This window comes from Syntrophotalea acetylenivorans, from assembly GCF_001887775.1.
Classification (GTDB): domain Bacteria; phylum Desulfobacterota; class Desulfuromonadia; order Desulfuromonadales; family Syntrophotaleaceae; genus Syntrophotalea_A; species Syntrophotalea_A acetylenivorans.
Genome location: NZ_CP015519.1, coordinates 2,422,630 through 2,445,655 on the forward strand (window position 1 = coordinate 2,422,630; position 23,026 = coordinate 2,445,655).

The following is a 23,026-nucleotide window of genomic DNA, read 5'->3' on the forward strand; positions in this document are numbered from 1 at the left end:
GAAGATGCTGGAGTTCATTCGTAAGCGGGACGGCCGCCTGGTCCCCTTTGAGCAAGACAAAATTGCTGAGGCTATTCAGAAGACTGTTCGTGCGGTGCAGGGTTCCGACATGGACAAGGCCAGTCAGATCGCCGCAGAGGTTTGCGGTATTCTCGAGGTCATTTATAAAGACGGCCGTGTGCCCACAGTTGAAAATGTGCAGGATTTGGTAGAAAAGATCCTGATCGAAAAGGGTCACGCCAAGACTGCCAAGGCTTACATCCTCTACCGTAAACAGCACGAATCCCTGCGACAGACCAAGGAATTTATCAAGCAATCGACGGAAGCGGTCGATTCCTACCTTACCCAGGAAGACTGGCGAGTCAACGAAAACGCCAACATGGGCTACTCCCTGCAGGGCCTGAACAATCACATCGCCGCCAATATCACCAGCAACTACTGGTTGAACAAGATTTATCCGTCTTATATCGCCGAGGCCCATCGGGCAGGCGATTTTCATATTCACGATCTCGGCACCCTGGCCGTCTATTGCTGCGGTTGGGATCTCAAGGACCTGTTGCTGAAAGGTTTCACCGGTGCTTACGGCAAGATCGAGAGCGGACCGCCCCGTCATTTCCGCACCGCCCTGGGCCAGGCCGTCAACTTTTTCTACACCCTGCAGGGCGAAGCGGCCGGAGCTCAGGCTTTCGCCAGCTTCGATACCTTGCTGGCGCCCTTTATCCGCTACGACAACCTGTCTTACCAGGAAGTCAAGCAGTCGGTGCAGGAGTTCATCTTCAATATGAACGTCCCGACCCGGGTCGGCTTCCAGACCCCCTTTTCCAACATCACCCTCGACATGATGCCGCCGCGCAACATGGCCGACGAGGCCGTGATCTGCGGCGGTGAATTGATGGAGGATTGCTACGGTGACTTCCAGGAGGAGATGGACCTCTTCAACCGCGCCTTCTGTGAAGTCATGATGGCCGGAGACCACTCGGGACGGATCTTTTCCTTCCCCATCCCGACCTATAACATCACAGAAGGTTTCGATTGGGATAGCCCGCGCTTTCAGCCGATCTGGGAGATGACCGCCAAGTACGGTATCCCCTCTTTCAGCAACTTCATCAATTCGGATATGGACCCCGAGGACGCCCGCTCCATGTGCTGCCGGCTGCGGTTGGACAACCGTGAACTGCGCCGCCGCGGAGGCGGTCTGTTCGGCTCCAATCCCCTGACCGGCTCCGTCGGCGTGGTAACACTCAACCTGCCTCGGGCGGCCTATGTCGCCGAAGACAAGAAGGCTTTTTTCAACCGCATCTCCGAACTGATGCGCCTGGCCTACGAGTCGCTGGAGATCAAACGCAAGCAGTTGGAGCGCCTTACCGAAGAAGGGCTCTACCCCTACAGCCGTTTCTACCTTGCGGGTATCCGCGAGCGCATGGGCCAGTTCTGGGGCAACCATTTCTCCACCATCGGCCTGATCGGCATGAACGAGGCCGCCCTCAACCTGCTTGGCGTCGGCATCGACACCGAGGAAGGCAAGGCCTTCGCGGTGGACACCCTGAACTTCATGCGCCTGCAGCTCGAAGCCTATCAGGAAGAAACCGGTCACCTCTTTAACCTGGAGGCGACTCCTGCCGAAGGCACCAGTTATCGTCTGGCCAGCCGCGACCGCAAGAACTTCCCGGAAATCGTTACCGCCGGTACGGACAACGCCTTCTACACCAACTCGACTCAGTTGCCCGTAGGCACCACCGACGACATCTTCGAGGCTCTCAGTCATCAGGACGACCTGCAGACCCTCTATACCGGCGGCACCGTGTTCCACGGTTTCCTCGGCGAGCGGCTCGATGACTGGCGCAGCGCCCGGTTGCTGGTGAAGCGCATCGCAGAGAACTTCCATCTGCCTTTCTTCACCATCAGTCCGACATTCACCATCTGTCCGGAACACGGCTATATTCCCGGCGAGCATTTCTCCTGTCCCTGCCAGCAGGGCGAGGCGGCCTGACCGGATTTGTAAGAAAAAATATTAATGAAATTCCAAACCCTTAGGAGGATTATCCATGGCGACCAAATGCAATGCCAACACTGAAGTCTACTCCCGCGTTTGCGGTTTCTTTCGCCCCGTTCAGCAGTGGAACAAGGGTAAAAAAGAAGAATTCAAGGAGCGTTGCGAGTTCACCGTTGATCAGCGCCAGATGCGGGACTAATCAATCGTGGCTATCAAGGGCTTTCAGGGCACCAGCCTCCTCGACTATCCCGGGCATATCGCCGCGCTGGTCTTTTTCGGCGGCTGCAATCTGACTTGCTCCTATTGCCACAACCCGGTTCTGGTTCTCGACCCCGATCAGGTCCCCGACTTCCCCCAGGAGGATTTGATCGACGAGCTGCAACGGCGGCGCAAGTTCATCGACGGGGTGGTTATCTCCGGCGGTGAGCCGACCCTCGATCCCCAGTTGTTGCCCTTTCTGCGGCAGGTCAAGGAAATGGGCCTGCAGGTCAAGCTCGATACCAACGGCCTGGCTCCCAAGGTTCTCAAAGAGGTGATCTGGGAAGGGTTGGTCGATCTGGTAGCTCTCGACCTAAAGACCGCACCGGCCCGCTACGGCGAACTGCATACCGGGCCGGTGGCCACGGACAACCTGGCCAAAAGCGTACGGCTGTTGCTCGAAGGGCCGGTGGACTGTGAATTCCGCACCACCTGCGTGCCGGACTTTATCGGTGAGGGAGAAATCCACGAACTGGGCGAATTGATCCGCGGCGCCGACCGCTGGATGCTGCAGCAGTACGTACCCCGCCATGCCCTGGATGAAAGCGCCCAGGCCATAGAACCGTACGCAGCAGAACAAATTGAAGCCCTGGCCGTGGTGGCCAGGCAATATGTGGACGAGGTCGGTATACGCGGCCTCTGATGCAGGTTGAAAGAGCACCACTTTACAGGCCGCGGTAGGTTCCGCGGCCTATTTTTTATTATAAAGATTAGCAAAAATTATTGACCACTGGTTAATCGAGGAGTAGTTTGGGTGGGTGTTTTTCGGAACACTCTTACAACGAACTACAGGTGGAAAAATCAGAGGGATGTTTTCCACTTTTACCCCTTTCATATTTCAATAAGTGGAAAATAGTGTCTGCTATAAGGCTGATATGGCAGAAAAATTTCCACTTATCACCAATGTTAGAGCTGTTCAGAATGAGGCGCTGCAACGGAAAGAATCGCGATGGTTCAAGATGCAAGAAGACTGCTCGTCCCGACAGTCGGTATTGCCATATTCATAAATCCCAAGCCAAGAGGACGAATCGTACATTGCCTGGAGCAATAGGCGGCGCGGCGCTTGGAGCGCGCATTGCTGGGCTTCCAGGGGCTGCGTTCGGTTTGGTAGCTGGCGCAATTGTGGGTTATTCAACGGAGAATGAGATCATGGCTAAAAGCAAGGTATTCATAAGTTTTGATTACGACAATGATTCAGACTTAAAAACCCTTCTTATAGGGCAGTCAAAGAATGAAGATACGCCATTCGAAATTTCTGATTGGTCAGTAAAAGAGCATATACAAGGCGATTGGAAAGAGAAGGTCCGAGCGAAGCTGCGGCGTGTTGATCAAGTTGCCGTAATTTGCGGAGAGCACACGCATACTGCAACCGGGGTGTCTGCTGAGGTTAAGTTGGCTCAGGAAGAAGGAGTTCCTTACTTTCTACTGAAAGGGCGTGCCAATAACACATGCACAAAGCCAAAAGCTGCTAAAACCTCCGACAAGCTCTACAAATGGACCTGGGATAATTTAAAGGCGTTGGTTGGAGGCGGGAGGTAGAATATGAGAAAGGCGCTTGTAGTAGGTGTTGACTATTACACGAATGTCTCGCAGCTATATGGTTGTGTGAACGACGCGTATGCCGTTAAGGCGGTTTTGGAGCGAAATAGCGATGGAACGGTTAACTTTGGGGTAAACCTTGTCGTCGGAACGAGCAGTAGCCAGATGGTTACAAGGCGGACTCTCAAAGATCAATTGGAGATGCTGTTCAGGGATGATAGCGAAATAGCACTTTTCTATTTCTCTGGACATGGCTTCATCGATAGCACTGGCGGATATTTAGTATCTTCAGATACCGCCGATGGTGACGATGGTTTGTCAATGGATGACATTCTACTCATGGCCAACCAGTCAAAGGCGCGTAGCAAAGTAGTAATTCTCGATTGTTGTCATTCGGGCATTGCTGGCACCCCAAAACACTCAGGTGGTCAAGCCATGCTTTCGGAAGGGGTGACAATCCTTACCGCTTCAAGCGCGGATCAATATGCAATGGAAGCCAACGGAAGTGGTGTCTTCACATCGTTGCTTGTAGATGCGATGAATGGCGGTGCGGCGAACTTAGTTGGCGATGTTACGCCTGGGAGCATTTATGCTCACATTGATCAGTCTCTTGGGCCTTGTGAGCAGCGTCCGATCTTCAAGACCAATGTCAGATCTTTCGTTTCCCTCAGAGAAGTTCAGGCACCGATAGAACTTGAACATCTAAGACGGCTGGTTGAATTCTTTCCAGATCCCGCTAGCCAATTCCAACTCGACCCAACATTCGAGCCTGAAGAAGATACAGCGAAGGACCAAAACACTGAGAGGTTTGCGGTTCTTCAGAAATTGAACCATGTAAATCTAGTCACTCCAGTTGATGAAGAGCATATGTATTTCGCAGCGATCAACTCGAAGTCATGCAAGTTGACTGTGCTCGGAATGCATTACTGGAAGCTGGTGAAAAATGAGCGGATTTAAGAAAAAGCTCTGACAATATCGTAAACCCGGACGCATTTTTCGTTCGCTACGCTCACTCCAAATGCGCCGGTTACGGCTGGCGTTAGGCATCTTAAAAGGAAAGTGACATGAAGCTTAAAGTTTCTGGCAGTGGCAAACATGCATTTGCAAGGGTGCTTGCAAGGTGCCCGCAATGTGGAAAAGAAGCGGTTTTTGAAAATGTCGGTGAACGCGATACCGGCATCGGGAACAATTTTGTTTGCGGCCAAAGAAAATGTCCAAATCCTAATTGCAGTGGTCACTTATTTGTCGTCTTGAACTCAGGCAAGCTTATAGCCTCCTATCCTGCAATCACACTGGACTTTGACACTGAAAACATTCCGAAACGAATCAAGGAAACTTTTGAAGAAGCTTTAAATTGTCTTGCTGCCAACTGCTACATAGCTTCAGCAATCATGGTGCGCCGGACGCTTGAAGAAGTGTGCGAGGACAAAAAAGCAAAAGGAAACAATTTAAAAGCAAAAATAAAAGATCTCGAATCTAAAATCGTTTTGCCAGCCGAGCTACTCGAAGCAATGGACGAGCTTCGCCTTTTAGGCAATGACGCTGCTCATATTGAAGCTAAGCAATACGACCAAATCACAGAAATTGAACTTGATGTGGCAATTGAAATAACAAAGGAAATCATGAAAGCACTTTATCAATACACAAATTTGCTCGGCAAATTACGCGCTCTTAAAAATGGAAATGCTTAATAAAATAATTAACCGGACTGAAAATACGGCTGTCCAAATTTGAAAAGCAAAATCTAAAATTGCGGTGGGTGGCGAGCTTTTCGTAGCCGCCGGTTATCACGAACCGTTAGGTTTCAGAAAATATGAAGGAATTCAAAAGCTTGTCAACGATTGAAAAATTAGGTGCAATTGGATCTATCGCCTCAATTGTAGGTCTAGTTGTAACAATTTATTCATGCAACCCAAAGTCAAACACAATCCCATTAAACGAAACGAAAAGTTTCGATTTTTCAAAAGGTGGAATAAGCCTCGACCTGAATTTAACCGAATACTTTGAAAAACTTCGATCTTATCAAGATAACTTTGCGTTAAGGGATCAATTTTTAGAAACAGTCAAGGACAGGACCGTAATTTGGAGCGGCCCCGTTACGGATATTCAAAAAAGCAACAATGGCCAAATATACATAACGATAAAGAATGAACAAGGTTATGGAGAGTTGGCTTTTTTCATATTTCCAGAAAATTACGAATTTATAAGATTCACCCTGGGAAAGGGGCAAAAAGTATTGTGCCAAGGAACAATAAAAGAACACCATAATGAATCCCCCGTTTTAGTAGGGCATTCTCTTGTAAATAAAGAAACCCAACAGTCAAACCAACCGGACAGAAAATAATGTGTTTTAGGGTCGGACCAAGTTAAGTCCCCGAAAAAAATAACCAAAGTTGGTAAAATATACCTATCTAAAGTGCTTAGACGTACGTTTTTAGAGGTAAAAAAGAGACTCTAAGAATGGTGAGAGCAAACCGAGAACATGTTCCGGGACAAGTGCGGTACATTACCCACCGATGCCGGAAAATAGGTTGGCTTGGTCCGACCCCAAGTGACCAAGTGCAAATGTTCTTTCAAGAAATTCGCTTTTGAGCTTCTTGAGCTCATCAAGCTGTAGACGAGATTGTCAGGAAGAAAAGAAGAGTATGAAGATACTCGCAAAGTCTTTCCACGGCGCTAGCAAGACCGTCATGATCATTGTCGGTCTGCTCTTGCTCTTGCCTGCCTCGGCGTTGGCTCAGGATGGTTTGACGCCGCTTTTCAGGTTCCCGTCACTGCAGGTGCAGGCAGGATCAGAGCTGCGACTGAAGGTTTACTTCCACAACGAAAGCGATGCGGATTTTCTGGGAGAGTTGCCGCAGAGCCTCGCGCTTCGTTTTCAAGACAATGGACAGAAGGCCGTATTGGTGACCGCGGTTGAAATTGAATCCTCCCCTGAACAGAAGATCGCGCCTGGAGAATTTATTGCCAAGGATTATCGCCTGGAAATTCCGAACCATTATCTTGGAGCGGTGGAGGTTGCGTTGGCGGAGTCCCCGGAAACGGCCGTATTGCTCAGCGTGAAAACCTCTTTGCCGCAACCGGAGCAGGATGCTGCCGTCGAGGTGGCTGATACGAATCAAGAGGACCAGAAGAAACAGGAGGGCCAGGAAAAACAGGACCATTACCCGAGCCTGGAAAGCCTGCACAGTCTCTACCAGCCTTATGTCGTCAACCTCTCGGCTTACGAGCCGATGTTTTTCCTGGTCGGCAGTGATCCGGAAAAAAGCAAGTTTCAGATCAGTTTCAAATACCGCCTTTTCAACCCGGCCGGCTCGCTCTCGCAAACCTTCCCCTGGTTGCGCGGTCTGCACTTCGCCTACACACAAACTTCGTTCTGGGATCTGTCGTCAGAATCCGCGCCGTTTTTGGATACCAGCTATAAGCCCGGCCTTTTCCTCCTCTCCAGTAATTGGAAAAACCGCCCTGACTGGTTGCAGGGGTTTTTTGTTCAGGCTGGCGTGCAGCATGAATCGAATGGGCGCGGAGAAGAATTCTCGCGCAGCACCAACATGGCTTATATCGAGCCGATCTTTGTGTTTTTCGACCCGCAAACGGTTCTCGGCTTGCAGCTCAGACCAAGATTCATGATGTATATCGACAATGATGACGACACTAATCCTGATCTGGCTGATTATCGCGGTCATGCCGAGCTTGAGGTCAAATTTGGCAAGGCCAGTGGTCTGGTGTCAAAAACCCTGCTGGGATTTGCGGAAAAAGGTGTGTCTGTGCAGACCGATTTGACCTACCCGATTTCCAAATTGTTAAAGAGTAATTTTGATATCTTTTTTCACCTGCAGTACACCAATGCCCTGGCTGAAAGCCTGATCAACTATCAAAAACGTTCTGAATCGCTGCGGCTCGGTGTTTCTTTTGTGCGTTAAGTCTATAGCCAGACTGGCACCACAGTAAAATGGGGGAGTGCCCCTGGTTTGTCAAATCTCTAACCTGTTAGGCAAAAATAAAGATGGCTGAAATACTCACATTGATACTTTTGACTGGTGCTGCTGGGGCATGTATCCCAATAGGCGGTGCAATCTCCAGTGTTGAGAATTTTCGGCCGAATTGGCTTGAGAAAGAATTCAGGCATTTCGTAATTGCATTTGGTGGTGGAATATTGCTGGGCGCTGTATCTGTAGTATTGGTTCCACAAGGGCTATTGAGTATGGAAAACTCAATGCTAGCGATACCTATAATGTTGGCCGGTGGGGTTGTGTTTTTTGTTATAGAGAAAACTCTAGGTTTGAGGCGTAGGGAGTCACCGCAATTAATGGGAATGGTGCTTGATTACGTGCCAGAAGCTATTGCGCTAGGTGGGTTGGTCGCGGTTGCTTCCCCCCTTTCTTCCCTGCTTGCATTTTTGATTGGGCTTCAAAATCTGCCAGAAGGCTTTAATGCCTACCGAGAACTAAAAAAACAAAACCATGTTAGTACAAGAAAAACACTATTAATAATGGTATTGCTGGTTCCGCTAGGTCCACTTGCCGGGTTGTTTGGGTATTTCTTTCTTTCAGGCCATGAGGCCATACTGGGCGGAATAATGCTCTTTGCGTCCGGTGGAATTATTTATCTCATCTTTCAAGATATAGCACCGCAATCTAGGTTGGAAAAACATTGGGCCCCACCAATTGGTGCAGTCTTTGGGTTCTGTCTAGCTCTTTTTAGTGCAATGTTGGTAGATAATCCCTAACAAGTAAAGGCACGCTAAGTTGGTAAATCTATCGATTTTTTGTTCCAAAAAAGCTGACAAATTTGCGAAGTAGGTGTCTTCGGCGTTAGGCGATAAGGGGAAAAGGGTTCAAGTCTGACGTTGGCAAATATTTGAAATGAGATAGGTGTTAGGGAGCCTGGTTTTATAACTCAAGATCCATACTGGAAAAACAAAAGCCCTTCAGAAACTGAAGGGCTTTTGCTCACTCGGAACGGGGGTTTTGTGCAAAGTTGGCTGAACAAGGTGGAGGGGAGGAGAACCACCTTGCTAAAGCAACATCCGAGATTTTAAAATGCATGGCCGCTCAGGCGACCGCCGGCTCCAGGTTCTCTTCGAGCAAGGAGGCGGCCAATTCAACACAGGCGGTACAGGAAAGTTTTCTCATCGCCCGTATTTCCCTGCACCCAAGCGAGCCGGCGGCATCGGCGAAGCGCTGGGTAAGCTTTGCTTTTCTGTCTTTATCGCAGATGAGCTGGGCGGCATAAATGGCACCGCACAATCCCTGCGGAGCCCTGCCGGAACCACACCTGCTCAAGTTTTCCTGAACTTCAAGATCTTTTCCAGAAACCTGCTGCCAGGCTCCGGCAACGGCTTCGGCGCAGTTCTTCTTGCCCTTCCTGAAAAGGAAAACAGCGACATCCAACATCGTTTCATTTTGCATCGGTTTATTTACTCCTGATAGAAGGAAACAGGCGGCGCTGACCTGACAACCGTCCCGAACCAACAGCCTGTCAAGGTATATAAAAAACCATATAATACGATTAACACATGGAAAGGGATTGAACAAGCTCTTTTTTCTGTTGGAGGAAAAGGGCAGCCGACAAGGCGTTATGAAAAGATAAGGCGTCTCTTTGCTTGAGTCTGCTAAAATCAGGGAAAGGCCTTGTATTTCTCTTGGCTTGAGAACTTAATTGCACCTAATTTGTCTTTCCTTTATTCTGGTTTTATTTCCAGAACGGCTCGCAGTGAAAGAAAGCAGGGAGTGACCCCGATTCATCACAATCAGGAATTAGGAGCACCGATCATGCCTGTCTCCGATGCATTCCTTAACTATCTTCTCGATCAGTTTAACCGTTGGGGGCACGTCACCGCTCGCAAGATGTTTGGTGGTGCCGGGCTGTATCGTGACGACAAAATGTTCGGTCTGGTTGCTGACGACGTTGCCTACCTGAAGGTCGATGATTCGAATCGGGACGGTTTTGTGCAAGCCGGGTCTCGCCCCTTCAAGCCGTATCCGAGCAAACCAACGGTCATGTCCTATTACGAGATTCCTCCCGAAGTTCTTGAGCAACCGGAAGAACTGATTAAGTGGGCGGAGCGTTATTGGGCTATTCCAGGCAAGAAAAAAAGGCAAAATTAAAGGAACGGGTAAATTCTTAGAGCTCTAAAAGTTACCTGTCTTAAGCAAACTATGGAATGTCCTAAATGTGGATATGAAAATCAGCCGAACCGGGAAGACTGCTTTCGCTGCAGGGTGATCTTCGCCAAGATTCGCAAGAAACCCGCTCCGCAGGGAGCAGTGTCTCTCGAGGAGGGCGCAGAAGATTTGGCCTCTTCGGAATCCTCAAAAGCACGATTCAGGCGAATAGTGATCGGGCAAAAAGCCGTCAGTCCCTGGATGGGGTTGGTGTTGCTGGTCATGGGGATATGGGGTGGCAAACTGGTATTGGCCGGCATTGCAGGCAACGCAGCCGGAGAAAGTTGGCTGCACTTGGTGAATCTGCCCTTTCACGAGGCCGGGCATGTGTTTTTTCGTCCTTTCGGCAGTTTCTTGGCCTCATTGGGAGGAACCCTGGGGCAGTTGTTTGTTCCGCTGTTGTGTATGACGGTACTGTTGCTGAAAACCCGCGACCCTTTCGGCGGGGCGGTCTGTCTGTGGTGGTTCGGAGAGAATTTTCTCGACATTGCCCCGTACATTAACGACGCGCGAGCCGGACGTCTTCCCTTGGTCGGTGGTAATTTCGGAAACTCGTCGCCTTACGGTTTTCATGATTGGGAGTACCTGTTGACGGAAACGGGGATGCTGCGTTACGACCACACGCTGGCAAAAGTGGCCCATGGTTGCGGTGCGCTGCTGATGGTTCTGGCAATTGTCTGGGGCGTGTTTTTGTTGGCAGGAAGCAAGGCGGCGAAAAAACTGGGGGAGGGGCCCTGACTTCTCGGGATTGCAATTGTTTGGTGTCATCTTCCAGCCGACACAACCGCAGGCGGTTAGTCTCCTCTACCCCGGTGCGGGCTATCATTGAAGGCACTGTTCAGGGGAGGCTGTTTCTGAAACGGGTGGAGTGCTGAGAGAATAAGTGTTCTACTAATTGAGTAAATTGTTGAACCGGGAGGCTTTGGGAACATGCTGCTTTTATTTTTGGCCTTGGCTGTTTTTGTGCTGGTGCAGTTTAATGCTCTGCGACAACAGAATCGTGTTCTTGCCCAGCGTCTGAGTCAGCTGGAGGCTTTAGTTAAACAGGACGCCGAGTCGGCAGAGAAACCACAAGTGCCAAATGCCGAGACGGCTCCGGTTACGGCCGCGGAGGACTTTGCCTTTGAAACGATAGAGTCGAACGGGATTTCCGTTTCTTCAGCACAGAAAGGGGAACCAGCTAAAAAAGTGAAACCCGCACCGGCTGCCCCATTGCCGAAGTATGTCGTTCCGAACGCTGCAAAAACAGATTCAAAGCCTGCCGTGCCGAGTTTCTGGAAAAAGGTCGAGCGCCAGTTCCTGGAAAACTGGACCGGCATCCTCGGCGCGGTGATTATGGTGATGGGGGTTGCGTTTCTCGGCGGTTACGCCTATTTGCAGATGATACCCTTTCATCGTTTTTTGCTGTTGATCGCCTTTGCCGCGCTGTTGATGGGGCTCTTTACCTTTTTGCGCAGTAAACCCCAGTGGCTTAAATTGGCCCTGTGGCTGCGGAGCAGTGCGTCGGCCATCCTGCTTTTTGCCTGCCTGGGGGCCGGGGGCTTTCCGGCCCTGCAGTGGCTGACCGATCCTCTTGCCGCCCTTGTGCTGCTTTGCCTCGGCATCGCCGTCAACCTTTATCTCGGTTTCATCGGCGGCCGGCAGGCGGTGGCGGCGATACACGTTGTATTGTCTCTGGCGGCCCTGGCTGCCGCCCCACCGACCCATCTAATCCTGATTATCGCTGCCTTGGTGACCCTTTACGGTATCGCTCTGACCTACCGGGATAAGTGGGACTATCATCTGCTGTTGACCATCTCCAGCTTTTTCGTGTTTCACCTGTCCTGGTATGTGCGGACTTTGGGTGGTGTCGAGGATGCACGCCGTGATTTGCTGGGTCTGGCGGTCGTGGTTGCGGTGGGTGTTTTGGCGGCACTGGTACATTATCGTCAGGTTTATAAAAGTCGGGAATTCGTGGCACTGCCCTTTGTCGTTCACCTGCTCAATTGGCTTTATTTTGGCTTCGGCTTGCTCTGCTATGCCCAGGGAACTCTCTGGAAGACCTTTTTTCTGGCCGGCGGCGGCGTTCTGGCCTTCGGCCTCGCCCGATGTGCCCGGCGTGTGCCGGTGCGCTGGCTGTATTTGACCGACACCCTGGTGGCCAAATTGTTGCTGGTGCTGGCTTTGGTTTCACTGAATCAATGGCAGGTCGGTTACGTGGTGATCTGCTCCCTGGTCGTTTTTGCCGGGTTGCTGTTTGCGGTCCTTGCTGCAGTAGAGGAAGAAGAACTTCTGTTCCAGGTCGGCTCCCGGCTGGCGCAACTGGCCGGTCTGATATTGATTCTGCTTACCTGCCTGAGCTGGCCTCACGCCGATGACCCGCAACGCTACAGTAATGCTTTGTGGTTGGGCTTGTGTGCTCTGGCGAGTACAGTATTGCACCGTACGGTCGGACGAAAGGAGCAGCGTGATCAGGGGGTTCTGCCAGTGATGCAATTTCTGGCCGGCATAATGGCGGTGGCACTCTATTTTCAGCTACATCTTCTGTCCTGGGCCGAGTATGGTCTGCTGCTGGCGGTGCCCTTGTTTTATCTGCGGGAGCGCAACCAGGATGAAGCTTGTGGTGGGGCGTTGCTGCTGTTTTTACTGGGGGTGCATGGGATATTCTGGATCCATTTTTCTCCGGCCGATCATTTGCCCTGGGGGCTGAAGACGATCCATGCGCTGCCGTTGCTGGTTTTGGCCGGCGCCGCTATCCGCTGGTCCTGGCACCGTGTCCGCCAGAAGCATTATGCCTGGATCGGCATTTACCTGATGGCCGGTAACCTGTTCCTGATCAGTTACGATCTTGGCCGGGCCTATTCGCCACTTATCCCGGGAGTGGTCTGGTTGCTTCTCTCACTGGCGGCGTTGGAACTGTCCACAGTGATACGTCGGCGTCGTTTAGGACAATCCGATTGTCACTTGCTGTATGTGGGTCACGCTTATGTGGTGGCCTTTCTCGTGCGCTACTTCATGGTGCATGTGCCCTCCGAAGCCTATCTGGGTACCGTTTCGGTGCGGCTGCTGGTGGAGTTTCTGGGTCTGGCGGTTCTTATGTACTGGGCTTTGCAGAAGCGGCCGACGAGTGATTCCGGAGACAGGAACTGGTCGCACCTGATGCCGCTGTATGCCGAAGCGACCCTTCTATTGACAGTGTTTGTGCTGCTGCTGGAACTTAACGAGTTCTGGTATCCTCTGTGTTGGATGGGGCTGGGCTATCTCTGCCTGATGGTGGGTTGGCTACTTAAAGAGAATTTTTCCCGGCTGCGGGTTTATTCCCTGTTGTTTAGCTGGGCGGCAGCTTTTTATGTGGCGTTTTTGACCAGCAGCTATGTGGTTCCTTCTGATCTCTGGTATCGACAGGCCTGGTTTGCCGCCACCATAACCATTCTGCTGCAGCTGCCCTACGGTTACCTGGTCTGCGCCCGCAAGGCGTTGCAAGACATAGCCTGGCCGATCTCGTTACATCGGCTGGCCCGCCCGGCAGATTTTTTCCGCATCCAGATCGGAGCCTGGGTCTTTTATCCCCTGTTTGCCGCGGTTGCCGTTTTCCTCTACTGGACCTTCGATCTAACCATTCTGACCCTGTTGTGGGTGGTGGAGGCCTTTGTCATTTTCGCTTTCAGCTTGTTGTTGCGGGCCGATCATTTCCGCTATGTTGCCCTGAGTGTGATCGGCGTTTGTTTGCTGCGCCTGGTTTTTTACGATTTGTCCCATGCAGGCACCTTGACCCGTGCCCTGGTGTTTTTGGGGGTTGGGATCGTTATGCTGCTGATTCATGCCTTGTTCAACCAGTTCAAGGGGCGGGTGACCGATGGCTAAGATGCGTTTTGTCGTACTATTGGCCCTGCTGGTCATTGGCGGTGCTCTGGTGGTGCAGTTGGCCAGGGAGAAGGTGCAGACGCCTTTAGAATCGACCTTGACCCGCACTTACCAGGTGCTGGGACGGCCTATACAGTCCCTGGACCGGGCCTTTACGCGAATTATTCCCATCGACAGCCTGGATGAAAAAGAGTTTGGCGAGGCCATTGCTGTTCGTTACGCCGCAGCCAAACAAGGCGATGAGGCGTCTCGTCAATATCTGCAGGAGATCCTCGACCAGTTGTCGAAGTTTGCAAAAAAACCTTTCAAGTACCGGGTTTTTCTATTGCCGCATTCGGTGCCTAACGCCTGCGCTTTGCCTGGCGGGGTGATTTTGGTCACTGAGGGGTTGCTGGAGGTCCTTGGGTCGGAGGCCGAGCTGGTCTCCGTATTGGCTCACGAGATGGGGCATGTTGAACGGGGTCACTGTTTTGAGGCAGTCAAGTTTCAGATGCTGTTTAACAAGTTGAAAACCCCGACCTTGGGCAAGCTGGCCGACTTTGCGGTGGGGGTTATGCTCCGCCATGCTTTTAGTAAAACCCAGGAAAATGAAGCTGACGATTATGCTTTTGCTCTTATCCTGCGGACCCCCTATGATCCTGCCGCAGTCGGGGGTGCCTTTGCGAGTTTAAAGGCTTATTCCGGCCAGGAAGGCCGCTCAAAGCGATCCCATGCCGACCCGGTTAGAGATTATTTCATGACCCATCCACCCTTGGCGCTGCGGCACGACAAGTATGTGCAGGCGGCTCGTATCTGGTGGCAGAACCACCCCGGGGCGAAGCGTTATATCGGCAGCGGCAATCTGCAGCTGCGGGAGAGTTATTATCGGCGTCAACGTCCCGGGGAATGGCGCCAACCGGGCAGCCACAACTCGCGGGGATAGGTCGCTTATTCCCTCCCATGGCGAATCTATGGGCCAAAGCCGGACGGCAGGCCCAGGGTTTCTTCCTGGGAGTCTCTTCCCCTGAAACACCCAGTCTGCATTCTCTACGCCTTCATTGAAAAACATTTCTGGCAATGCGCTGAGTCGGTACTATAATTATGAGGCACGGTCGGTTTTTATCGGAACGCCTGGCGAGTTCCCCGGGAATGACCGATTCCGTGTTCGTACCCGCGTTAACCTGTTGACCCTTCTGCGCGAAAGTCGAGGCTATGCATAAGATCGTCGTTCATCCCGGAAGTGCCCACCGCGATGATTTCATGGCAGTGAGCGTTCTGCTGGCCAACCTGGAAGAGGCGGAAGTGTTTCGCCGCGACCCGACCAGCGAAGACCTGGCCGATCCAGCCACTTATGTGGTGGATGTCGGCATGCAGTACGATCCCCGATTGGGCAACTTTGATCACCATCAGGATGCGTCTCTGCCCTGTGCGTTTCATCTGGTTATGCAACATTTCGGTTATCACGAGGACGCCCAGCTGGTGTACGGCTGGTATCCGTTGATGAGCATGATGGACGTTAAGGGGCCTCACAAAACAGCCGAGTATTTCGGCGTCGATGCCAGTTTGCTGCTGGCCTCTGCTTCGCCGATTGATGGTTATATCCTGTCGCGCTTTTCCCGGGTTGAGTCCTTGGGCAAGGATGACCTGATCTATAAGTTCATGAAAGAAATGGGACGGGACTTGCTGACGTTGATCGGGGAGAAGAAGCAGCGCCTGACACGGTTGAAAAAGGAAGCGAAAGTGGTGCAGGTGAATCACCTCAAGGCTATTGTCAGCTATATCGATGACAACCCCAAGCTGGCGATGGAACTGTATCTGCGTTACCTGGGCGATCCGAGCATCGGGATTTGTATCGCGCCGTCGGTGCGCGGCAAAGGGTGGGAGTTGATGCGGCTTAAGGATCACAAGGATGTGGATTTTCGGGATATTGCCAAAGATCCAAAGGTGCGCTTCGTCCATGCCAATGGTTACGTGGCGGCCACCCACGCCCTGCTGCCGGTGGATCAGGTGATTGATCTGGCCAGCCGCTGCATCGTGGAAGGTCATGAGCATCGAGCGGTCTGACTGTTTCGACAATGAACAACGACAAGTTGCTGGAAGAGCCCTTCTGCCTGATGGAAGGGCTCTTCCGGTTCGCGGGCAAATAGTGAGATGGCACCCTCAGAAATCCGGGCGGCCAATTTTTTGTTCCCAGCCGATAGAAGAAAGTCCGCGGTGATGGCTCGACAACCAGGCTGGTTTGTTTCTCCGTATAATTAGAGAATTGTAGAAGGGAATGTCCTTGGTTGCTTGGCCTGTCCGTTTTTGGTAATTTGTTTTGTTTACTTTGTGCCAGGGACCTTAGACCGTTGCCGCGGTGCTGCAGGTGCCGACCCTTAACTGATCAGGACTACCTATGATCCCCCATTTGCGCGACCTCTGGTCGACTTTGTTCGAGCGCGGCCAGCCGGCCGGCTCCAGGCCACCCGGTAAGCTCGGCACCTTTGTCGGCGTCTTTACCCCGACGGTGCTGACGATTCTCGGGGTCATTATGTACCTGCGCTTCGGCTGGGTCGTGGGGCATGTAGGCCTGTGGCAGGCGCTGGTTATTGTTTTGCTGGCCAATGTCATCACCTTTATTACGGCTTTAAGCTTTTCGGCGGTGGCTACCAACAGCCGGGTGGGCGTCGGTGGAGCTTATTTTATCATTTCCCGCAGCCTGGGACTGGAAATCGGCGGCGCCATCGGCATTCCCCTGTTCTTCTCGCAAACCCTGTCGGTTACACTGTATGCCTTCGGTCTGGCCGAATCGTTACGTTTTGTCTGGCCGGGCATTCCGGTACAACCTGCCGCCTTTATCATTATTTTACTGGTGGGCGTTCTGGCTGTTCGTGGTGCCCAGGGGGCGTTACGCCTGCAGGTTCCGATCCTGGGACTGATCGCCCTGTCGTTGCTGGCCTTGGCTGCCGGCAGTCTGTTCAACGGCCAGGCAGGCCGTCTCCTGTCCTCGACGTCTTCCGGCGAGTTCGGTTTCTGGACTGTGTTCGCGGTCTTTTTCCCGGCGGTAACCGGTATCATGGCTGGCCTCAGTTTATCCGGGGACCTGGACAATCCCCGCCGCTCTATCCCGCAAGGCACCGTGCTGGCTACGCTCACCGGGTTTGCCGTTTACCTGCTGGTGCCGGTGTTGTTGTGTCTGGGGGGGGATCCGGCAGATTTGCGTAGCGATTCGCTGGCTTGGACCCGGATTGCTCTGCTCGGCCCCTGGCTGGTGCTGCCGGGACTTTGGGGGGCGATCTTTTCTTCGGCGGTCGGTTCGATTCTGGGAGCGCCTCGCACCCTGCAGGCGCTGTCTATGGATCGTCTGGCCCCCCGGAAGCTCGCTGCCGGTCGAGGGGAATCAGAGCCCGTCGCCGGTTTGTTGGTTGCCCTGGCCATCGCTTTGGGGGCTGTGTTTCTCGGAGATCTCAATACCGTTGCCGAGGTTGTCACCATGTTCTTTCTCAGTGTTTATGGAACGGTGAACCTGGTGGCTACTCTGGAAAAAGTTTCCGGCAATCCGTCCTGGCGACCGGAGGTGCAGATCCCCTGGTGGCTGAGTTTGGCGGGAGCCTTGGCTTGTGGCGGCGTAATGGTGCTTATCGATTTGCGCTCCAGCCTGTTGGCGATGACCGTGGTCTGCGTCCTGTGGCTGCTGCTACGGCGTCGCGAGCGACGTGAAGATTGGGGCGACGTACGCCGTGATCTGTATGAAACCATTATTCGCTGGGCTTTGATTGGCCTGTCGCGCCGTCCCATGACCGCCCGCAACTGGCGGCCGCATATACTGGTATTCGTCAGTAATGTTGATCGCCGCTTGCCGCTGGTGCGTTACGGCGCCTGGTTCAGCCAGAACCGCGGAGTCGTAACGGCCTGTGAATTGGTGGTGGGTGATTTACTCAATCTCGACCTGGATATTCACCGGCGGGAGGGCCAGATCGACGAAGCATTACAGCAGGCAGGGATCGTTGCTTTTGGCGAGGTTGCCGTGGTGGACAATATCGAGCAGGGTATCATGGATGTCGCCCAGGCCAACGGTATCGCCGGTATCGAAAGCAATACGGTCATTCTCGGCTGGCCCGACGATTTGCAACGGCTGGCTCATTTTCTAAGAGTCATTCGTCCCTTAAGTCGCCTGAACCAGTCTCTGGTCATTGGCCGGGCCGAACCTCTGGTGCCTTTACGGGAAGGGCAGCGGCGTACCATCGATGTTTGGTGGGGTGGGCTGCAGCGCAACGGCGACCTGATGCTGTTGCTGGCCTATCTGCTGTCCCGTAATACCGAGTGGCGCCATGCCCGAATCCGCATTTTAAGTGTGGCCTCCAACCCGATGGCCAAAGAGCAGACAGAGCGTTTTCTTTCCAAATTGATTCCGGAAATCCGCATCGCGGCAGAAATCGAGGTCATGATCAAACCGGCCGATATGAGCGTTGTGGAGATGATCCACAAGGAAAGTGCTGATGTCGACCTGGTAATCCTCGGTCTGGCTTTGCCCGAGGAGGGCCAGGAAAGCGTTTACGCCGAGCGTATCACCGAGCTGGCGGAAGGATTGCCGTCGTGCTTTTTCGTTCATAACGGCAGCCTGTTTATCGGTGAACTGGTTTCGCCCGGCATCGACTGAATTCTTGTCGGTCCTGGTCGTCACGTCTTTTTATCTCGTTAGGGCCCACACCTTACGCGTGGTTTCTCCCCATTTAAGCCCCTTTTTGAACCGCTGCAGGAACAGTTCGGGAATTTCGATGCGGGAGTAGCCAACGGCTTGAATTCCGAGATCAAACAGAGAGTCGGGAAGGCAACCCGCCGTCGGCCCCATAATGCCTACGAAACTGGCGTCGACGCACTGGGGCATCAGGCCCGTTAACGAATCGTTGGTCATTGTGGTGGCGGTGATCAGAATCTTGTCGCATTGCTTTAGAGGGGCGGGATTGTCGGTCATAGTGAAGGAGTAGCTGCCCTGTAGCAGGTTTTGGGATTTCTCCAACACGATCACCTCGCCGGTTTTTTTGCCAATGAGTTTCTCCAGTGGCCATTGCTGAAGGGGGCCTCTCTGTTAAAAATTAGACAAGCCGCAGCTTTTGCTGCGGCTTGTCTTTTGGTATTCAAGTTTTTAACGATTCAGCTTGTTTCGCTGAGAATTATTCAGGCAGCACCGCGCAACAAACCAGCTCGACGCGACGATTTTGATAGCGTCCTTCTTCCGTGCTGTTGTCGGCTATGGGTTGGGTTTCACCATAGCCGCGGGCGACCAACTTATCACCGTCGAAGCCGTATTGGTCAATCAGTGCCTGGCGCACAGCGGCAGCTCGTTGATCGGACAGCTGCTGGTTATAAGCTTCTTTACCCATGCTGTCGGTATGGCCGGTTAGCAGGATGAAGGGCACGTTTTTGTTGGCACGGACGAATTCTGCGGCTTTATCGACTTCGGCATTGAACTCTGGTTTGATCACGGCGCTGTTGAAATCGAAGTTGATGCGCAGGGTGAGCTTCAGTTCGCAACCGGTGGCATCGACGGGAATACCTGCCGGAGTGCCGGGGCACTGGTCAAGGTAATCGTAGACGCCGTCGCCATCGCTGTCGAGGGAGCAGCCTTTGCTATCGACCGGGGCGCCTGCGGGGGTATCGGGGCATTGGTCAAGGTAGTCGAAGACGCCGTCGCCATCACTGTCAAGGGGGCAGCCTTTGTTATCGACCGGGGCGTCTGCGGGGGTGTCGGGACACTGATCGAGGTAGTCGAAGACGCCGTCGCCATCGCTATCGAGGGGGCAGCCTTTAGTATCGACGGGGGCACCCTGGGGGGTGTTCGGGCACTGGTCCAGATCATCGGTGACGCCGTCACCATCGCTGTCGAGAGGGGCTTTAGGGGCCGGTGCCGTTACTCCGGCAAATTGGACCAGAAAGCCGGCGGTGTAGGTCAAGTTGTGTTCCAGGTTACTTTCGTTAAAGGCCATCAGATGCCGCACATCGGCGCGCAGGGCTATATTTTCGGCAAAGAAATAGAGCAGGCCGCCGCCGTAGTTGGCCATCCACTCATGGTCGTTGTCGAGGTCGTAACCACCGACGCCGGCCGCCAGATAGGGAACCAGCTTGTTGTCGGGCATGAAGCGATACAGAGCGTCGAGACGATAGGTAAAAAGATCGACATCGCTGTCGGAGGAGTCGTCACTGTCCAGGTTGGCGCCCCCCAGTACGGCCTCAAGGCCGAATTCCTTGCTCAGGTTGTAGCCGAGGCCGAGGCTGTAGGCAACGCCGTCATCGTCAACGGGCTGGTCGCCTTCCATGAGCACTCCACCAAGCATGGGGGACACGGTCACGACGCCGGTTTTAAGCTCAGCCAGCGCGACTGCCGGAATCAGCAAGCCAGTTATGATCATTAGTGCGATAAAACATCTAGTCACTTTCATTGAACACCTCCACATTGGTATAGGAAAAAGATTGGACAAGAATAATCTGCCTGCAATAATAATTTTCTAAATATAACCGCGGTGGTCGTATCTTGCAAGGGGTAAACTGACATTAAAGAGAGAAATAAATCAGGACCTGGAGATGTTGCTGTAGTTCGTTTCCTGGTTTTGGCTCACTGCAAAAGGCGGGTCGGCGTTGGAGCCTGAATCAAGGGGCGGCAGGTTGGTTTTCGGGAAGCCGGTGACAGAACAGGCAGCGCCGTCCCGCAGGGTGGTCTGCAGTGAAGGGGACCTGGTCAGGGTTGTGGCAGCTTTGGCAGGAAGTTTCGGCCGATTTTTTTCCTTGCAAGATGGCGGTGTTCCAAAACGGCCGGTGGAGTTCGTTCGCTGGCAGGTTGGGTGTGGTGGCCGGGGGCGCTTGCAGCAAAAAGAAGAGGATGCCGATGCCCACGAGAATCAGGGCGGCATCGAGCAGGCGCCGTCTGCCGATTTTCATCGTCGGTTGCCCGCCAGAGAGGCGCAGCCGATGGCGCCGTTGTGCTGGGGATGCTCGGGCAGCACCAAATCTGCGCTGGTGGCTTCGGCGAGCAGGGTGCGGAAGGCCTGGTTTTTGGCCACGCCGCCGGTAAGCACGATGCAATCCTGGGGAAACCGGCGCAGCATCGGCATGACCCGTTTGATCAAGGTCTGGTTGACGCCGGCACAGAGGCTTTCCAGGGGATGGCCTTCGATGATCTTGCCGATCAATTCGCTTTCGCCGAAGATACCGCAGGTGGCATCCAGGGATACCGGATCGGCATGGTGGCGGGCCAATTCATCCAGGGAGAGATCGAGGACTTTTGCCATGTTTTCCAGATAGCGCCCGGAGGAAGCGGCACACTTGTCGTTCATCAGGAAGTCGATAAGGATGCCTTCTTCAACCCTTGCCACCTTGGAGTCCTGACCGCCGAGGTCGAGCATGGTGAAGGTTTTCAGCCCGGTCTGCGCTTTGGCGCCGGCCACATGGGCCTGAATCTCGGGGATCACCCGTGCGCCAAACAGGTCGATGGTGTTGCGGCCGTAGCCGGTCACCACCAGTGGTGCCTGCTGCCAGTCGCCTTGATCGGGAAGGTCGAGTTCATCCAACCGCAGAAGCAACTGGCCGTTTTGCAGGGAGGCATGCTGTTTGTAGAAGGGGATGGTGGGAAAATCCCGCAGCCAAAGTACGCTGGCACCCTCAAGGGCGGCGAGTTTAACCTGGCGGCTGCCGAGATCAATGCCGAGGCCTGTCATGACTTCCTCGCTCGGATCATTTCGACAAATCCTTCGACGCGAATTCGGGTGCGGGCGTCGAGAGGGCCGGGGCGGTCCCCTTCCAGCGTGAGAATCGGCAGTTTGAAGCGCTGTCGTACGATGAGATCCTCGATCTGCCGAAAGCAGAAGGACTGCACGTAATGAATGATGCCATCGACCTGACGCTTGGCAATCTCCTCTTCGATGTCGGCTAGACGGACGAAGATGTCGTAGGGATAAGTATAGCGCCGGTACTGCTCGATTAGAGAGTCCGTTGCATAGGGCATGGAAAATTGGCGCTGGGTTTCATTGAATACCACTTGGCCGCCGCTCTCTTCCAGGACTTGGTAAAGGTCGGTAAAGATAGGCGGTACGCCCATGTAGGCCAGACGCAGCATGCCGGTTTTGGGTTGGCGCTTTCGAGCCTGGTCGAGGAAGGCGTCGACCTCGGCCTCGAAGGCGTCTACGTCGCCGTTCATATCCGAAGTGCAGACCTGGAAATAGTGATTCTCTTCGCCGCTCACGAGGTTTTCCTGCCAGGTCAAACGATCGATCTCGTGGACCTTGCGGCGCACCTGGTTGAGTCGCTGGCGGGCGGCTTCAATCTGCTCGGCACTGACACCGAAATGGTCGGCCAGCTTATTGATTTCATGGGTCAGGCTAGCCACCGAGCGATCGTAGGGAAAGGCAAAAGGAGTGGTGGTGACACCGTGCAGTTGCAGCACCTCCATCAACGCTTTGGTGTTAGAGCAATCCCCTTCGGTGACGGCAATGATCTCCTGGATGCCTTGACGCAGGGTCGCGCCGTACAGTCCTTTGATCCAGCCGCAGATGTTGCGGGGGAATCCCGCCATTTCCGCTTCATCGATGAGATCGTGGCAAGCCGGATCGGTGATGAAGACGTTATTCAGGTCCACCGGTTGGCGGCCGGCGGCAAGAAGAATTTCCAGGGGAATGGTGGTGGTAAATCCGACTGGGGATAGCGAGGTTTTAGGCACGGCGATCAATCGAGAGGCTTTCGGAATGAGGTCATTGGATGACTAAGTAATTATTTTGTATTTCAAGTGCTTGGTGCTTTTCGGAGTAAAAACGTACACCGGTATGTCGAGGTCCTGAAAAAGCAACCTAACCCCGAAACGAAATTTTTACAGCGCCATCAATCGTGGCGAATAAAAAGCAGATAGATGACCGCGAAAATCAGCACCAGGCCCCCGCCGACAAAGACCAGCAGGGTGTCGGACATGATATTCTCGACCTCTGTGCCGCTCTGAAGGGTGTAGTCGACCAGGCCGGCAAAGCCAACCAGCGCCAGGATCGTGGCGAGAATGGCATAACGGCGTAAATAAATGGTAATCAGGGCGATTAAGGCCAGGCCGCCTAAAAACCATGGGTTATAGATCAGCTCGCCAATGTTCAGCTCGCCAAGAAAGCTCATTACTTGCTCGGTTTCAAGGTATTGCAACCATTCTTTAACGAATGAGAAATCCATGAAAAGATCCTTTAGGACGGCTATAAAAGTCTGATCGCAAAAATTGAGTTAGGACTATAGCAAAAAA

20 protein-coding genes and 1 pseudogene are annotated in these 23,026 nt (G+C 53.1%); 14 read left to right on the forward strand and 7 right to left on the reverse strand.

The window, feature by feature from the left end:
* The first annotated feature begins 4 nt into the window (after positions 1-4).
* From A7E78_RS11150 to A7E78_RS11190, 8 genes and pseudogenes are all read left to right on the forward strand, one after another.
* Positions 5-2,192 (forward strand): annotated as a pseudogene (locus A7E78_RS11150) (ribonucleoside triphosphate reductase).
* 6 nt (positions 2,193-2,198) lie between these two features.
* Entirely contained in the window at positions 2,199-2,894 is a 696-nt protein-coding gene (locus tag A7E78_RS11160; RefSeq protein ID WP_072284364.1) for an anaerobic ribonucleoside-triphosphate reductase activating protein, read from the forward strand.
* A 149-nt stretch (positions 2,895-3,043) separates the two neighbouring features.
* Positions 3,044-3,790 carry a TIR domain-containing protein gene (locus tag A7E78_RS15220; protein ID WP_201258002.1) on the forward strand — a complete coding sequence of 249 codons (747 nt, stop codon included), beginning with the start codon at positions 3,044-3,046 and terminating at the stop codon, positions 3,788-3,790.
* Positions 3,791-3,793: 3 nt separating this feature from the next.
* Entirely contained in the window at positions 3,794-4,747 is a 954-nt protein-coding gene (locus A7E78_RS11170; RefSeq protein WP_072284365.1) for a caspase family protein, read from the forward strand.
* Between the two features lie 107 nt (positions 4,748-4,854).
* Entirely contained in the window at positions 4,855-5,481 is a 627-nt protein-coding gene (locus tag A7E78_RS11175) for a DUF4145 domain-containing protein (protein WP_072284366.1), read from the forward strand.
* A gap of 122 nt (positions 5,482-5,603) precedes the next feature.
* Positions 5,604-6,134 carry an OB-fold nucleic acid binding domain-containing protein gene (locus A7E78_RS11180; RefSeq protein WP_145924896.1) on the forward strand — a complete coding sequence of 177 codons (531 nt, stop codon included), beginning with the start codon at positions 5,604-5,606 and terminating at the stop codon, positions 6,132-6,134.
* A 301-nt stretch (positions 6,135-6,435) separates the two neighbouring features.
* Entirely contained in the window at positions 6,436-7,713 is a 1,278-nt protein-coding gene (locus A7E78_RS11185) for a phospholipase A (protein WP_072284368.1), read from the forward strand.
* An 83-nt stretch (positions 7,714-7,796) separates the two neighbouring features.
* On the forward strand, positions 7,797-8,519 hold the full coding sequence (locus tag A7E78_RS11190) for a ZIP family metal transporter (RefSeq protein WP_072284369.1): 723 nt from the start codon (positions 7,797-7,799) through the stop codon (positions 8,517-8,519).
* A 325-nt stretch (positions 8,520-8,844) separates the two neighbouring features.
* Here the strand turns inward: A7E78_RS11190 and A7E78_RS11195 are convergent, their stop codons facing one another.
* Positions 8,845-9,201, reverse strand: coding sequence for a hypothetical protein (locus A7E78_RS11195; RefSeq protein ID WP_072284370.1), 357 nt, complete (start codon positions 9,199-9,201; stop codon positions 8,845-8,847).
* Positions 9,202-9,564: 363 nt separating this feature from the next.
* Here A7E78_RS11195 and A7E78_RS11200 point away from each other — a divergent pair, with 363 nt between their 5' ends.
* From A7E78_RS11200 to A7E78_RS11225, 6 genes are all read left to right on the forward strand, one after another.
* Entirely contained in the window at positions 9,565-9,900 is a 336-nt protein-coding gene (locus A7E78_RS11200) for a TfoX/Sxy family protein (RefSeq protein ID WP_072284371.1), read from the forward strand.
* A 228-nt stretch (positions 9,901-10,128) separates the two neighbouring features.
* Complete coding sequence (locus tag A7E78_RS11205; RefSeq protein ID WP_201258003.1) at positions 10,129-10,695, forward strand: hypothetical protein; 567 nt, start codon at positions 10,129-10,131, stop codon at positions 10,693-10,695.
* Positions 10,696-10,887: 192 nt separating this feature from the next.
* Positions 10,888-13,800 carry a DUF2339 domain-containing protein gene (locus A7E78_RS11210; RefSeq protein ID WP_072284373.1) on the forward strand — a complete coding sequence of 971 codons (2,913 nt, stop codon included), beginning with the start codon at positions 10,888-10,890 and terminating at the stop codon, positions 13,798-13,800.
* Positions 13,793-14,722, forward strand: a complete 930-nt coding sequence (locus A7E78_RS11215) for a M48 family metallopeptidase (RefSeq protein ID WP_072284374.1) — start codon at positions 13,793-13,795, stop codon at positions 14,720-14,722. Before A7E78_RS11210 ends, A7E78_RS11215 begins: the two co-directional genes overlap by 8 nt.
* Positions 14,723-14,991: 269 nt before the next feature.
* Entirely contained in the window at positions 14,992-15,843 is an 852-nt protein-coding gene (locus A7E78_RS11220; RefSeq protein ID WP_072284375.1) for an MYG1 family protein, read from the forward strand.
* Between the two features lie 331 nt (positions 15,844-16,174).
* A complete protein-coding gene (locus tag A7E78_RS11225; RefSeq protein ID WP_072284376.1) occupies positions 16,175-18,418 on the forward strand; it encodes an APC family permease in 2,244 nt (747 codons plus the stop codon).
* A gap of 30 nt (positions 18,419-18,448) precedes the next feature.
* On the opposite strand, the gene A7E78_RS11230 is transcribed toward A7E78_RS11225, so the two are convergent.
* From A7E78_RS11230 to A7E78_RS11255, 6 genes are all read right to left on the reverse strand, one after another.
* Entirely contained in the window at positions 18,449-18,820 is a 372-nt protein-coding gene (locus A7E78_RS11230; protein WP_083553045.1) for a Rossmann-like domain-containing protein, read from the reverse strand.
* Between the two features lie 112 nt (positions 18,821-18,932).
* Positions 18,933-20,198: an OmpA family protein gene (locus tag A7E78_RS11235; RefSeq protein WP_235606738.1), complete on the reverse strand. Its 1,266-nt coding sequence runs from the start codon at positions 20,196-20,198 to the stop codon at positions 18,933-18,935.
* 208 nt (positions 20,199-20,406) lie between these two features.
* Positions 20,407-20,694 (reverse strand): hypothetical protein, encoded by a 288-nt coding sequence (locus tag A7E78_RS11240; RefSeq protein ID WP_072284379.1) that lies wholly within the window; start codon positions 20,692-20,694, stop codon positions 20,407-20,409.
* Entirely contained in the window at positions 20,691-21,470 is a 780-nt protein-coding gene (locus A7E78_RS11245) for an acyl-CoA dehydratase activase (RefSeq protein ID WP_072284380.1), read from the reverse strand. The genes A7E78_RS11240 and A7E78_RS11245 overlap by 4 nt, the downstream gene beginning before the upstream one ends.
* On the reverse strand, positions 21,467-22,468 hold the full coding sequence (locus A7E78_RS11250; protein ID WP_072285134.1) for a 2-hydroxyacyl-CoA dehydratase family protein: 1,002 nt from the start codon (positions 22,466-22,468) through the stop codon (positions 21,467-21,469). Before A7E78_RS11250 ends, A7E78_RS11245 begins: the two co-directional genes overlap by 4 nt.
* Positions 22,469-22,626: 158 nt before the next feature.
* Positions 22,627-22,959: a hypothetical protein gene (locus A7E78_RS11255; RefSeq protein ID WP_072284381.1), complete on the reverse strand. Its 333-nt coding sequence runs from the start codon at positions 22,957-22,959 to the stop codon at positions 22,627-22,629.
* Between the last annotated feature and the right edge of the window lie 67 nt (positions 22,960-23,026).

Coding starts and splice junctions, on each gene's coding strand:
- A7E78_RS11170 (WP_072284365.1), top strand. CDS start 3,794: ATGAGAAAGGCGCTTGTAGTAGGTGTTGACTATTACACGAATGTCTCG.
- A7E78_RS11175 (WP_072284366.1), top strand. CDS start 4,855: ATGAAGCTTAAAGTTTCTGGCAGTGGCAAACATGCATTTGCAAGGGTG.
- A7E78_RS11180 (WP_145924896.1), top strand. CDS start 5,604: ATGAAGGAATTCAAAAGCTTGTCAACGATTGAAAAATTAGGTGCAATT.
- A7E78_RS11185 (WP_072284368.1), top strand. CDS start 6,436: ATGAAGATACTCGCAAAGTCTTTCCACGGCGCTAGCAAGACCGTCATG.
- A7E78_RS11190 (WP_072284369.1), top strand. CDS start 7,797: ATGGCTGAAATACTCACATTGATACTTTTGACTGGTGCTGCTGGGGCA.
- A7E78_RS11195 (WP_072284370.1), bottom strand. CDS start 9,201: ATGCAAAATGAAACGATGTTGGATGTCGCTGTTTTCCTTTTCAGGAAG.
- A7E78_RS11200 (WP_072284371.1), top strand. CDS start 9,565: ATGCCTGTCTCCGATGCATTCCTTAACTATCTTCTCGATCAGTTTAAC.
- A7E78_RS11210 (WP_072284373.1), top strand. CDS start 10,888: ATGCTGCTTTTATTTTTGGCCTTGGCTGTTTTTGTGCTGGTGCAGTTT.
- A7E78_RS11215 (WP_072284374.1), top strand. CDS start 13,793: ATGGCTAAGATGCGTTTTGTCGTACTATTGGCCCTGCTGGTCATTGGC.
- A7E78_RS11220 (WP_072284375.1), top strand. CDS start 14,992: ATGCATAAGATCGTCGTTCATCCCGGAAGTGCCCACCGCGATGATTTC.
- A7E78_RS11225 (WP_072284376.1), top strand. CDS start 16,175: ATGATCCCCCATTTGCGCGACCTCTGGTCGACTTTGTTCGAGCGCGGC.
- A7E78_RS11235 (WP_235606738.1), bottom strand. CDS start 20,198: ATGAAAGTGACTAGATGTTTTATCGCACTAATGATCATAACTGGCTTG.
- A7E78_RS11240 (WP_072284379.1), bottom strand. CDS start 20,694: ATGAAAATCGGCAGACGGCGCCTGCTCGATGCCGCCCTGATTCTCGTG.
- A7E78_RS11245 (WP_072284380.1), bottom strand. CDS start 21,470: ATGACAGGCCTCGGCATTGATCTCGGCAGCCGCCAGGTTAAACTCGCC.
- A7E78_RS11255 (WP_072284381.1), bottom strand. CDS start 22,959: ATGGATTTCTCATTCGTTAAAGAATGGTTGCAATACCTTGAAACCGAG.